A 12,636-nucleotide genomic window follows, 5' to 3' on the forward strand; every position below is an offset into this window, starting at 1 on the left:
AATTGCAACTGAACCGACGCTACGGCAGAATAGTTTCATTCAGCAACTCTTCAGGGGGAGCGATGGGCGAGGCGATGCCGCACAGCGACGACGTGACCTGGACCGATCCCGCATGTCCGGTGGCGCGCACCCTCGACCTGGTGGGGGATCGCTGGAGCCTGTTGATCGTGCGTGACGCCATGGACGGAGCCCGCGCCTTCACCGATTTTCAGCAGCGGACCGGCATCGCGCGCAACATCCTGACCGACCGCCTGCGCCGATTGGTCGACCGCGGCATTCTCGACCGGGAGACGGCCGCGTCGGGCCGGCGGCAGGTGTACACCCTCACCCAGTCCGGTCGTGACCTCTTCACGGTGGTGGTGGCGCTGCGCCAGTGGGGTGAGCGGCATGCGTTCGCATCTGGCGAGGCGCACTCGGTGCTCGTCGACACGACCGGTGATCGACTTTCGGAACTACGGCCGACGAACTCGCGCGGTGCCGTCGTGGACCTCGACGGCACGTCCGTGCGGAAGGTTCACTGATCGCGCTTGCTACGCAGGACGGCGAATGACTGGCCGGCCAACACCATGGATTCGGCGCGGATGTCGGGGGTTTCCCACGCCAGGAGCAGCTCGCCGGAAACGGGAAGCGTCACCGCCTCGGTGCCCAGGTTGCAGGCGATCGACACGGCCCCTCGATGCAGCAGAATCCAGCGCTGCTCTTCGTCGAAGTCGATGGACATGTGGTCGAGCCACGGATCTGCGAGGTCGGGTTCGCTGCGCCGCAACGCGATCAGTGCGTGATACGTGCGGTGGAGCCGATCATGATCACCCTCGGTGACCTCGCCCCAGTTCAGTTTGGAGCGCTGGAAGGTCGCCGGGTCCTGCGGATCGGGAATCTCGTCGGCGTCCCAGCCATGCTCGGCGAACTCGGCTTTGCGCCCCTCGGCAGTGGCGCGGGCAAGGTCCGGCTCGGGGTGTGAACTGAAGAACTGGAACGGCGAGGAGGATCCCCATTCCTCACCCATGAAAAGCATCGCCGTGTAAGGAGATCCGAGTGCCAACGCGGCCTTGACCGCCAGCTGGCCGAAGGTCAGCAACTGTGACGGCCGGTCGCCGACGGCGCGGTTGCCGACCTGGTCGTGGGTGAGGGTGTAGGCCAGCAGCCGAGTACCCGGAATCGTGGCGGTGTCCAACGGCCGACCGTGCCTGCGGTGCCGGAACGACGAATAGGTGCCAGCATGAAAGTAGCCGTGCTTCAACGTCTGCGCCAACGTCGCCAGCGATCCGAAATCCGCGTAGTAGCCCTGCCTTTCGCCGGACACCGCGGCGTGGATGGCGTGGTGGATATCGTCGTCCCACTGTGCGGTCAGCCCGTACCCGCCGCGATCGCGAGGAGTGATCAGCCGCGGATCGTTGAGGTCGCTTTCGGCGATCAGCGACAGCGGTCGGCCGAGTTCCCCGGCCAGGGCGTCGGTGTCGGTCGCCAGTTCCTCGAGCAGATGGATTGCGGTGTTGTCCACCAGTGCGTGCACTGCATCCAGGCGTAGGCCGTCGGCGTGGAAGTCGCGCATCCAGCGCAGCGCGCAATCGATGATGTAAGTGCGCACCTCGTCGGCGTCGGCATCGGACAGGTTGATCGAACTGCCCCACGGGTTGTGGCCGGATGACAGGTAGGGGCCGAACCGCGGAAGGTAATTGCCCGAGGGGCCGAGATGGTTGAACACCGCGTCGATCAGTACACCGAGACCACGCCCATGGCAGGCATCGATGAGCCGGATCAGTCCGTCGGGACCGCCGTAGGGCTCGTGCACCGCGTACCAGAGCACGCCGTCGTAGCCCCACCCATGGGTGCCGTTGAAGGCATTGACCGGCATCAACTCCACGAAATCGACACCGAGATCCACCAGGTGGTCGAGCTTGTGGATGGCGGAATCGAATGTGCCCTCGGGAGTGAAGGTTCCGACATGAAGTTCGTAGATCACCGCGCCGTTGATCGAGCGGCCCGCCCAGCCGCTGTCGGTCCAGGCGTCGGGCGCGGGCTGCCACAGCTGGGAGCGTTCATGTACACCGTCGGGTTGGCGCGCTGAGCGAGGATCGGGCAGCACCGTCGGATCGTCGTCGAGAACGAACCCGTATCGGGCATTGCTACGGCTCGCGACCTCGGTACGCCACCAGCCGTCTTCGGAACGCACCATGTCGTGCAGCATTCCGTCGACGTCGACCCGCACGCGGTCGGGGGCCGGTGCCCACACGGCGAATTCAGTCATCGGTACGCTCCAGCAGCGCCACCGGCGAATCGGCGAGCAGCTCGGTCAGCGGGACCGACCCAGCCCACTGACGCCCGCTCAGTCGATCCAGCCACCGGCCCACGGGCAGCGGCAATATTGTGTCTTCCCAGCCGGTTTCGGCCAGCGCCACGGTCCATCGACAGGCGGCCACCACCACATCCTGACCTCGCAGAAACGCCACCAAGTGTCTCGCGGCACTGCCGGTCGCCGGCAGCGGGGCGTAGGCGCCGGCCAGGAATGTCTCGGGCCGGGCCCGGCGGAGCGCCAGGGCGGCCATGGTCACGCGCAGCTTGTCGTCGTCGCCGCGCTCCGCAGCTCCGCGCAGTGCCGCATGGTCGACCGGGCGCCGGTTGTCCGGATCGACCAGGCTGTCCTCGGTCGTCTCGGTGCCCTGGTAGACGTCGGGGATGCCGGGTGCCGTGAGCTGAATGAGTTTCTGGCCAAGGATGTCGTTGCGGGCGTGGGCTTCGAGTCGGCTCACCAATGCCGTCAGTTCGGCTGCGACCGGCCCGTCGAGCACGCGGTCCAGCCAAGCGTGTACCTCATTCTCGAAATCCACGTCGGGGTCGTGCCAAGACGTCCTGGTGGCGCCCTCCCGGATCGCCTTCTCGGCGTAGCCGTGCAGCCGGGAGCGAAGCTCGTCGGTCACGGCGCCGTCGACCGGCCAGACGCCGAAGATGTTCTGCCACAGGAAAAGTGCGGTGTCACGGTCGGGGGGAGTGGACGTTGCAATCCACCGCTCGACCGAATCTGCCCACGTCTCGGGCACCTGGGACAGCAGGCCGATGCGGGCGCGGACATCCTCGCCGCGCTTGGTGTCGTGGGTCGACAATGCGGTCATCGTGGCCGGCCAGGCACGCATTCGCGCCGTCGCCCGCTGATGGAACTCAGCCGCCGTGACCCCGAACAACTCCGGTGCGCCGCCGACCTCGTTGAGCGACACGAGACGCGCCTCGCGGTAGAACAGACAGTCTTCGACGGCCTTGGCGGTCGCGGCGCCACACAGTTGGTTGAACCGGGAGACCACCTCGCCGCTGCGGGACATGGCTACCGAGATGGCGGTCAACGCTTCGGTGAGTTCGGCTGCGGCGCAGGCAGACTCCTGTATCGCCACCGGGAGGATCGTGCCCAGTGCCGGATAATCACTGCGGTACACGCCGATCCTGCTGATCAGTGTGGCCAGCGCCGCAGGCAGTCGGGGGTCGTGCTGCCCGGTCACCGCCGTGACGGATCGGCACAGTCGGCCCAACTCGCTGGCGAGGGTCTCGGCCACAGCAGCCCTCTTGAGCGTCGATTCGGCCTCGGGATCCGGATCGCCACTCACCGCGGTGAGCGGGCTCTCGGCGGCCGGGTCGACGAACAGTCCGCCGATCTCACGCAACGCGTCGTACCCGGTGGTGCCGTTAACCGGGAGCGATGCATCGAGGCTTTCGTCGGCGGCCAGGATCTTCTCCACCACGATCCACGCGTCGGGGCCGGTGAGCTCACGCAACCACCGCAGATAGCCTGCGGGATCAGACAATCCGTCCGGATGGTCGATACGCAGACCATCCACCAATCCTTCGTCGAACCAGCGTTTGACCTCCACATGGCTGGCGTCGAAAACGGCACGGTCTTCCTGGCGCAGTGCGGCCAGAGACGTGATCGAGAAGAAGCGCCGGTAGCCGCAGATTCCGCTGCGCCAACCGGTCAGCCGGTAGTGCTGGCGATCGTGCACTTCGCTGCCGGTACCCGCGCCGGTCCCCGGTGCGATGGGGAAGACCAGATCGCCCAGGCGCAGCACGTCGCCGTCGACCACGAGGTCGGCGACGTCGTCATCGGAACCCAGGACCGGCAACACGATCCGGCCGGCATCGAGATCCCAGTCGATGTCGAAGTAGCCGGCGTAAGCGGAATCTCGGCCGTGCCGAAGTAGGTCCCACCACCACGGGTTCTGCTCGGGATGGGCAACGCCGACGTGGTTGGGCACGATGTCAACGATCAGCCCCATGCCGCGGGATCGGGCCGCTTCCGACAGGCGCTGTAGACCTTTGGATCCACCAAGTGCGGCCGACACCGTGGTGGGATCGGTGACATCGTATCCATGGGTCGATCCCTGTGCGGCCGACAGGATCGGCGAGAGATAGAGGTGTGACACACCGAGACGGTCGAGGTAGTCGAGCAGGTTCACCGCATCGTCGAATGTGCAGCAGTCCCCGCGCATCTGGAGCCGATACGTGGACAGCACCGGGCGCGGCATGTCAGGCCGTCTTGCGTAGGACGAGTAGGGAGCGGGCCTGTAGCGAGATCTTCTCGCCGGCGGCCACCACCAGATCGGAATCGCCCGTCGGACTGGCGGTGTCGAGGTCACCGGTCCATTCGGCGGCATAGTCGCCGTTGGGCGTGACGAAATCCTGCTCGTGGTCATTGGCGTTGAAGCACAGCAGGAATGTGTCGTCGACCACGCGTTCACCGCGGGCATTGGGAGCGGGGATGGAGTCGCCGTTCAGGAACACCGCGACACAGGTTCCCAATCCCGTTCCCCAGTCCTCCGGGGTCATCTCGGTGCCGCCCGGAGTGAGCCAGGCGATGTCGCGGACCTGATCACCACTGCGGATCGGTTTGCCCTCGAAGAACCGGCGACGACGGAATGCCGCATGGCGCTTACGGAACGCCAGTACCTTGCGGGTGAACTCGAGGTGCTCGGCATTGGTCTCCAGCAGTGACCAGTCCATCCAGGACAGCTCGGAATCCTGGCAGTACACGTTGTTGTTGCCCAACTGGGTACGGCCGATCTCGTCGCCGTGCGCGATCATCGGGGTGCCCTGCGACAGCATCAGCGTCCCCACGATGTTGCGCATCTGCTTGGCGCGCAAGGCCAGGATCGCCGGATCGTCGGTCGGTCCCTCGACCCCGCAGTTCCACGAGCGGTTGTGACTCTCGCCGTCGCGGTTGTCCTCACCGTTGGCCTCGTTGTGCTTCTCGTTGTAGGACACGAGGTCGTTGAGAGTGAACCCGTCGTGACAGGTGACGAAGTTGATGCTGGCACCGGGACGACGGCCGGTGGCCTCGTACAGGTCCGAGGAGCCGGTCAGCCGGGAGGCGAACTCCCCCAGAGTTGCGGGCTCGCCCCGCCAGTAATCGCGCACAGTATCGCGATACTTCCCGTTCCATTCGGTCCACAAACCTGGGAAGTTGCCGACCTGGTAGCCACCCTCGCCGATGTCCCACGGCTCGGCGATGAGCTTGACCTGGCTGACCACCGGATCCTGCTGGACCAGATCGAAGAACGCCGAGAGGCGGTCCACGTCATAAAATTCGCGGGCCAGTGTGGAGGCCAGGTCGAACCGGAACCCGTCGACGTGCATCTCCAGGACCCAGTACCGCAGTGAGTCCATGATCAGTTGCAGCGTGTGTGGGTGCCGCGCGTTGAGGCTGTTGCCGGTCCCGGTGAAATCCTTGTAGTACTCGGGCTGTCCGTCGAGCAGACGGTAGTAGGCGGCGTTGTCGATGCCGCGGAAGTTGATGGTCGGACCGAGGTGGTTGCCTTCGGCGGTGTGGTTGTAGACCACGTCGAGGATCACCTCGATACCCGCGTCGTGGAACGCCTTGACCATGGTCTTGAACTCGGCCACCGCGCCGCCGGCGTGCCGGGTGGCGGCGTACTGGAAATGCGGGGCGAAAAAGCCGACTGTGTTGTAGCCCCAGTAGTTTCGCAGCCCGAGATCCAGCAGGCGGTGGTCATGCATGAACTGGTGCACCGGCATCAACTCGATCGCGGTGATGTTCAGCGACTGGAGATAGTCGATGATCACCGGGTGACTGAGTCCGGCGTAGGTCCCCCGGAGTTCCTCCGGGATTCCCGGGTGGGTCTGGGTCATGCCCTTGACGTGTGCCTCATAGATCACCGTGTCGTGATACGGCGTCTTGGGCGCCCGGTCGGATCCCCACTGGAAGAACGGGTTGATCACCACGCTGGTCATGGTGTGACCGAGAGAGTCGACCCCGGGCGGGTTTCCGGTACCGGGCGGCTCGGCGTTCAGGTCGTAGGAGAACAGGGCCTGGCTGAAGTCGAAGTCACCGTGAAACGACTTGCCATACGGGTCGAGCAGTAACTTGCTGGGATCACACCGATGGCCGCTGCCCGGATCCCATGGGCCGTACACCCGGTACCCGTAACGCTGGCCGGGGGTGACCGTAGGTAGATAGGCGTGCCAGACGTACCCGTCGACCTCTTCGAGGTTGATCCGATGTTCTGTGCCGTCCTTGGCGATCAGACACAGCTCGACCCGTTCGGCGACTTCGGAGAACAACGAGAAGTTGGTGCCGGCACCGTCATAGGTGGCCCCGAGCGGGTAGGCCTCGCCGGGCCACACAGTCGACATCGGCGTGGGTGCTGACGATGGCGGCACGGGAGATGACGGCGGCATGGGTTCACCACCAACCGGTGGCGACCGCCATCTGACGGCCCAATTCACCTGTCATCGTGCGCATATACGTCGTCGAAATATGGTGAGAATCGTGGTATAGCAACACATTTCCCTCCACCACGCGGCAGTAGTCCTTCCGGCACACCGCATCGCTCATGTCCAGTGGCTTGAGCAGAGGAAACCTCCCGACGAAATCCAGCGTGGGGTTGTGGTCGGAGAGTACCTTGGACCGATCGATGCCGCAGGAGATGGCATCGCCACCGTTGGCCAGGCAGTCGTAGGGGAAGTACGGCTTGCCGTTGCGGGTCAGCCACGGGGTATCGCGCATTGCCAGAATCGGAATGTTGTTCTGGGAGAGGGTTTCCCAAATTCCGATGTAGGTGCCCGGCATGACGTCGCCGTCTTTGATGTTCCAGGGCCGCGTCGATGTGGTGAACACGAATTCGGGGCGATCGGCGATGAGCTGGGTCATCACCTTCTGGTTCCACTCATGGCATTTCGGATAGGGGCGATTGTCGCCCATCACCAGCGGGGTTTCCTCGGTGGTGAGCGGGCAACCCATCTTGAGGTAGGTGACCACCTTGAAGTTGTGCAGACGGCCCAGTAGATCGAGCGCGGTGATCCAGTGCTCGGCATGCGAGCCGCCGGCGACCGCGATGGTGCGCGCCGCGTCCTTGTCGCCGTAGGTGCAGTTGATCACGTCGGTGTTGCCGAAATCGCTGATACAGCCGTCGGTCGTGGACGCGGGCAGATCGTCCTTGGCTTCGAGCACCGTCGGGCGCATCGGCAGCTTGGGCACGCGGGCATGGTCGATCAGTGCGCGGGCCCCTGGGTAGTCGCGGGCCGACAGTCCGGAGAGCTCCTTGCCGTTGGCGCGCTGCACGGTGACGTGCTCGCGCCAGGTGAAGGAGGTGGCCGTCAACGCGACACCGAGCAGTCCGACGATGGAGCCGAGGACGATGGTGGGCCGACGCAGCCGGACACGCCACGGAATGGCGGGCATGGACACACTCTGGGTGGTGTCCTTTGCTTTTTTCTGCGAGCGCAGCGGCTCCTCGATGTAACGGGTGGTGAGCCAGGCGAGCACGCCCGACACCAGCAGCACGATCGTGCCCTCGAGGAAGTTGGCGTGCGCGTGGCCCGAGTAGGACAGCCAGAAGATGAGCAACGGCCAGTGCCAGAGGTAGAGCGAGTACGCCATCGAGCCCAGCGACACGAACGGCTTTGTGGCCAGCATCCGGTTGGGTGCGGGTAACCGCTGGCCCGCGCTCGGATCCTCGGACCGGTTCGCGGCCGCCAGGATGAAGAGGACGGTGGCGCCGACCGGAACCAGCGTCCACGGCCCCGGGAACTCCTTGACGCCGTCGATCAACCAACCGCACGACAGGATGGCCGCCAACGCCACGGTGGACAAGATCGTGCGCAGCCACATCGGCCACCGCACCGCCGGAACCAATGCCCCGGCGAGCGCGCCGATCAGCAGCTCCCAGCCGCGGGCGAAGCTGTTGTAGTAGGCGGTGGCCTGGTCGTTGTTGTGGGCGATGATCGCGTATACGAAGGACGCGATGGTCAGGGCGCCCAGTAAAACGATGAACGCGGTGCGTAGGTGCCGTCCGAAGATCCGGCGGCCGAGGAAAGCGAACCCGAAGACCAGCGCCAGGAACGCCACGTAGAACTGCCCCTGGACCGACATCGACCAGATGTGCTGCAGCGGACTGACCGCCTCACCGGCGCGAAGGTAGTCCGCGGCGGTGTTGGACAGTTCCCAGTTCTGGTAGTAGCCCAGGCTCGCCAGACTCTGGTCAGCAAACGTTTCCCAGCGGGTCTCTGGCTGCACGAGGATCGTCAGCACGGCGGCTGCGGCAAGCACCACGACCAGTGCTGGAAGTAGGCGCCGAATCAACCGGACCAGTTCGGGAACGGGCAACAGCGGAGCTTCGGGGTTGAGTGCGATCCGCAGGAGTTTGCCGCCGAAGAAGAATCCGGACAGCGCCAGGAAAACGTCGACACCACCGGAAACTCGACCGAACCAGATGTGGAACATCGCCACGAGGGCAATCGCGATACCGCGCAGTCCGTCCAGATCGTGGCGGTAGAAACCTGATGCACGGGTGCCCATGACTGCGTGCGGAACGGAACCGGATTCGGTGCCGGGCTCCGTCCGGGGGGCGTCAAGGGTTTTCATGGTCGAGGCCAATTTACCTAACATCGGCCCGCCGCTCACATTTCGGATGCGTGCGTCACACCCTGTGAGCAAAGGGCTAGGCTGCCCGACTGTGGCCGAGCTGACCCCGGCGCAGATCAGCGCCATCGACGCAGCCCACATCTGGCACCCCTACAGCGCCATGGGCGCGGACACGCTACCGCCGGTGGTGGCGGTCGGGGCCAAGGGCGCGTGGCTGACTGTGATCGACCCTACCGACGGCGCACCGATCGAGGTTCTCGATGCGATGGCGTCGTGGTGGACTGCCGTGCACGGACACGGGCATCCGGTGCTGGACCGTGCCATCAACAACCAACTCGCCACGATGAACCACGTCATGTTCGGCGGTCTGACCCACGAGCCGGCCGCCCGGCTGGCCCAGCTGCTGGTCGACCTCACCCCCGAACCCCTGGAGACCGTGTTCTTCAGCGACTCGGGGTCGGTGTCGGTCGAGGTGGCAGTCAAGATGGCGCTGCAGTATTGGCGCAGCGTCGGCCGAGGGTCGAAACATCGTCTGATGACCTGGCGCGGCGGCTATCACGGCGACACCTTCACCCCGATGAGCGTGTGTGATCCCGACGGTGGCATGCATTCCCTGTGGTCCGACGTTCTGGTGCCCCAAGTTTTCGCACCGCCCGTCCCCGGCGACTACGAGCCGTCCTATAGCGAGGCGTTCGAGCGGCAACTGGCCGAGCACGCCGATGAGCTCGCCGCCGTGATCGTCGAACCCGTTGTGCAGGGTGCCGGGGGAATGCGGTTTCACGACCCGCGGTACCTCGCGGACTTGCGGGCGATCTGCGATCGCCACCATGTACTGCTCATCTTCGACGAGATCGCCACCGGGTTCGGTCGCACCGGAAAGCTGTTCGCCGCCGAGCACGCCGGGGTGAGCCCGGACATCATGTGTGTCGGCAAGGCGATGACCGGCGGCTACATCACCCTGGCGGCCACGCTGTGTACCCGTGAGATCGCACGGACGATCAGTGCGGGGGAGCCCGGCGCGCTGATGCACGGGCCGACGTTCATGGCCAACGCGCTGGCCTGTGCAGTCGGTGTCGCCGCGGTGGAACTGCTGGTCGCCAGTGACTGGCCGGCCCGGGTGACCGAGATCGAGGCGGGCCTGCGACTGGGACTGGAGCCGGCCCGTGCGCTGCCCGGCGTCGCCGATGTGCGGGTGCTGGGCGCCATCGGCGTGATCGAGATGCGCGAGCCGGTCGACATGAAGGTGGCGACGCTGGCGGCGTTGCGGCACGGGGTCTGGCTGCGCCCGTTCGGCAAGCTGGTCTATGCCATGCCGCCGTTCATCTGCACGCCTGCAGAGGTGGAACAGATCACCGCTGGCATGGTCGGCGTCGCTCGTGCACTAACCTGAACGGTGTTCAATGGTCGTCGGCCCGAGGGAGCACCACGTGACGCGCACGGATCTTTCACCGCTGGCCTGGCTCACCGACGTCGAGCAGCAGCGCAGGCAGGCCGGGCTTCGTCGCGAGCTGCGCACCCGCCCCGCTGTGGCGACCGAATTGGACCTTGCCTCCAACGACTATCTGGGGCTGTCGCAACACCCTGAGGTCCTCCACGGCGGTATCGAGGCGCTGCGCACCTGGGGTGCCGGCGCCGGCGGATCGCGGCTGGTCACCGGAAACACCGAGTTGCACGAAGAGTTCGAGACCGCGCTGGCGACGTTCGTCGGTGCCGAGTCGGCATTGGTCTTCTCGTCGGGTTACACCGCCAACCTGGGTGCCGTCGTCGCGTTGAGTGGCCCCGGCTCACTGCTCGTCTCCGACGCCCTGACGCATGCCTCGCTGGTCGACGCCTGCCGGTTGTCCCGTGCGCGGGTGACCGTCACGCCGCACCTCGACGTCGACGCCGTAGATGCCGCACTCTCGTCGCGGACCGAGGACCGCGCGGTGGTGTTGACCGAATCGGTGTTCAGCACCGACGGCGTGCTGGCGCCGCTGCGTGAACTGCACGCGGTCTGCCGTCGACACGGCGCGTTGTTGCTCGTGGACGAGGCACACGGGCTCGGCGTGCGCGGTCCGGGCGGACAGGGCCTGTTGTACGAGTCCGGCCTCGCGGGAGCGCCGGACGTGGTGATGACGACGACACTGTCGAAGGCGCTCGGCAGCCAGGGTGGCGTGGTGCTCGGCCCCGAGCCGATCCGCGCCCACCTGATCGACGCGGCCCGTCCGTTCATCTTCGATACGGGGTTGGCACCGGCGGCAGTCGGTGCGGCGTCGGCCGCGCTGCGGGTGCTGATCGCCGAACCCCAGCGAGCGCAAGCGGTTCTGGACCATGCCGCCGAGCTGGCCCGCATCTCCGGGGATACCGCGGTGCCCGATTCCGCCGTCGTCTCGGTGATCCTCGGTGAGCCCGAGGTCGCGGTGGCTGCTGCTGCCGCCTGTTTGGACCGCGGCGTACGGGTGGGCTGCTTCCGGCCACCGACGGTTCCCGAGGGCACCTCACGTCTGCGCTTGACGGCCCGGGCCTCGCTGACCGCCGACGAGATGGATCTGGCCCGTCAGGTGTTGACCGAGGTTCTGTCGGAGGCCCGGTTGTGAGCACGCTCGTCGTCACCGGGACCGACACCGGCGTCGGCAAGACCGTGACGACCGCGGCGCTGGCCTGCGCGGCCCGGCTTGCCGGGCTCGATGTCGCGGTATCCAAGCCGGTGCAGACCGGAACCGTGGACGGTGACAACGACCTCGGTGAGGTGAACCGGTTGTCCGGGGTCGGCAATCTGCACGGCGGATGGCGGTACCCGGAACCGCTGGCGCCCGTGGCGGCCGCGCAACGTGCCGGCCTTCCGTTGCCGACGCGTACCGAGTTGGCGGATGCGGTACGCGCTGCCGAGGTTCCCGACGGGCTGACCCTCGTCGAAGGTGCCGGCGGTCTGCTGGTCGAGCTGGGGGCTGACGGCGTCACGCTGCGTGATCTGGCCGTCGACCTCTCCGCCGCCGTCCTCGTGGTGGTCTCCCCGGGGCTGGGAACGCTCAACCACACCGCATTGACATTGGAAGCTCTTGCCGGGCAAGGAATTACCTGCGCCGGTCTGGTGATTGGGGCGTGGCCGGGCCACCCCGGGGTCGCCGAGTCTGGCAACCGGGACGCGCTGGCACGGTTGGCGCCGGTGCGTGCCGTACTGCCCGCAGGGGCGGGCCGGGCGAGCGCCGAGGAGTTCGAGAAGATCTGCGCCGACGCCTTCGATCTGAACTGGCTGACCGGCCTGGCTTGAGATGGTCCATTCCGTCGAGCTGGTATTCGACCCGGACACCGAAGCCGCGGTCCGGCAAATCTGGGATGCACTGCGCGAGGCCGACATTCCCAGCCAGGCGCCCGCCGGCAGGCCGCACGCGACGCTGACCGTCGCCCAACACATCGACGTTCAGGCCGACGTCGTGCTCACCGAACTCGTGGACCGGTTCCCGCTGCCGTGCCGGCTGGGCGCGACGCTGATCTTCGGGCGCTCGGCCGGAGTATTGGCACGGCTGCTGGTCCCGACGGATGAGCTGCTCGAGGTCCAGGCCGAGGTGTATCGACTGTGTCTGCCGTTCATGGACCCGGCTCCGATGCCGCACACCGAACCGGGGAATTGGACCCCGCACGTCACGCTGGCCCGGCGGATCGCTCCGGGCCGGCTGACCACCGCTGTGCGGATCGCCGGGCGACCCGCCGAGATCGTCGGTCAGGTGACCGGGCTACGTCATTGGGACGGCGACAAGCGCCTGGGTCACCCGATCGGGAACTGCCCCTAGGTC

9 protein-coding genes are annotated in these 12,636 nt (G+C 66.3%); 5 read left to right on the plus strand and 4 right to left on the minus strand.

Annotated elements, in window-relative coordinates:
* The first annotated feature begins 62 nt into the window (after positions 1-62).
* Positions 63-521, plus strand: coding sequence for a winged helix-turn-helix transcriptional regulator (locus AC4ELH_RS03390; RefSeq protein ID WP_498883241.1), 459 nt, complete (start codon positions 63-65; stop codon positions 519-521).
* On the opposite strand, the gene treZ is transcribed toward AC4ELH_RS03390, so the two are convergent.
* Genes treZ through sucT form a run of 4 tightly spaced genes read right to left on the minus strand, consistent with a single transcriptional unit; the run spans position 515 to position 8,863 of the window.
* On the minus strand, positions 515-2,248 hold the full coding sequence (gene treZ, locus AC4ELH_RS03395) for a malto-oligosyltrehalose trehalohydrolase (protein WP_498883242.1): 1,734 nt from the start codon (positions 2,246-2,248) through the stop codon (positions 515-517). The two genes, AC4ELH_RS03390 and treZ, sit on opposite strands and share 7 nt — an antisense overlap.
* The gene (gene treY, locus AC4ELH_RS03400) at positions 2,241-4,508 is read right to left on the minus strand and encodes a malto-oligosyltrehalose synthase (protein WP_498883243.1); all 2,268 of its coding nucleotides are present in this window, start codon (positions 4,506-4,508) and stop codon (positions 2,241-2,243) included. Before treY ends, treZ begins: the two co-directional genes overlap by 8 nt.
* Before the next feature lies 1 nt (position 4,509).
* Positions 4,510-6,678, minus strand: coding sequence for a glycogen debranching protein GlgX (gene glgX / locus AC4ELH_RS03405; protein WP_498883244.1), 2,169 nt, complete (start codon positions 6,676-6,678; stop codon positions 4,510-4,512).
* Positions 6,679-6,682: 4 nt separating this feature from the next.
* Entirely contained in the window at positions 6,683-8,863 is a 2,181-nt protein-coding gene (gene sucT / locus AC4ELH_RS03410) for an acetyltransferase SucT (protein WP_498883245.1), read from the minus strand.
* A 46-nt stretch (positions 8,864-8,909) separates the two neighbouring features.
* On the opposite strand from sucT, the gene AC4ELH_RS03415 reads away from it, so the two are divergent.
* From AC4ELH_RS03415 to AC4ELH_RS03430, 4 genes are read left to right on the plus strand one after another with little or no spacing between them, the layout of a single operon-like run.
* Positions 8,910-10,253, plus strand: a complete 1,344-nt coding sequence (locus AC4ELH_RS03415) for an adenosylmethionine--8-amino-7-oxononanoate transaminase (RefSeq protein WP_498883246.1) — start codon at positions 8,910-8,912, stop codon at positions 10,251-10,253.
* 10 nt (positions 10,254-10,263) lie between these two features.
* Positions 10,264-11,439: an 8-amino-7-oxononanoate synthase gene (locus AC4ELH_RS03420; protein ID WP_498883247.1), complete on the plus strand. Its 1,176-nt coding sequence runs from the start codon at positions 10,264-10,266 to the stop codon at positions 11,437-11,439.
* Positions 11,436-12,113 (plus strand): dethiobiotin synthase, encoded by a 678-nt coding sequence (gene bioD / locus AC4ELH_RS03425; RefSeq protein WP_498883248.1) that lies wholly within the window; start codon positions 11,436-11,438, stop codon positions 12,111-12,113. The genes AC4ELH_RS03420 and bioD overlap by 4 nt, the downstream gene beginning before the upstream one ends.
* Before the next feature lies 1 nt (position 12,114).
* Positions 12,115-12,633 carry a 2'-5' RNA ligase family protein gene (locus AC4ELH_RS03430; RefSeq protein ID WP_064958636.1) on the plus strand — a complete coding sequence of 173 codons (519 nt, stop codon included), beginning with the start codon at positions 12,115-12,117 and terminating at the stop codon, positions 12,631-12,633.
* Positions 12,634-12,636 lie beyond the last annotated feature (3 nt).

This window comes from Mycobacterium shunyiense (assembly GCF_058270075.1).

Coding starts and splice junctions, on each gene's coding strand:
- glgX (WP_498883244.1), bottom strand. CDS start 6,678: ATGCCGCCGTCATCTCCCGTGCCGCCATCGTCAGCACCCACGCCGATG.
- AC4ELH_RS03390 (WP_498883241.1), top strand. CDS start 63: ATGGGCGAGGCGATGCCGCACAGCGACGACGTGACCTGGACCGATCCC.
- AC4ELH_RS03420 (WP_498883247.1), top strand. CDS start 10,264: ATGGTCGTCGGCCCGAGGGAGCACCACGTGACGCGCACGGATCTTTCA.
- AC4ELH_RS03430 (WP_064958636.1), top strand. CDS start 12,115: ATGGTCCATTCCGTCGAGCTGGTATTCGACCCGGACACCGAAGCCGCG.
- sucT (WP_498883245.1), bottom strand. CDS start 8,863: ATGAAAACCCTTGACGCCCCCCGGACGGAGCCCGGCACCGAATCCGGT.
- treY (WP_498883243.1), bottom strand. CDS start 4,508: ATGCCGCGCCCGGTGCTGTCCACGTATCGGCTCCAGATGCGCGGGGAC.
- treZ (WP_498883242.1), bottom strand. CDS start 2,248: ATGACTGAATTCGCCGTGTGGGCACCGGCCCCCGACCGCGTGCGGGTC.
- AC4ELH_RS03415 (WP_498883246.1), top strand. CDS start 8,910: ATGCGTGCGTCACACCCTGTGAGCAAAGGGCTAGGCTGCCCGACTGTG.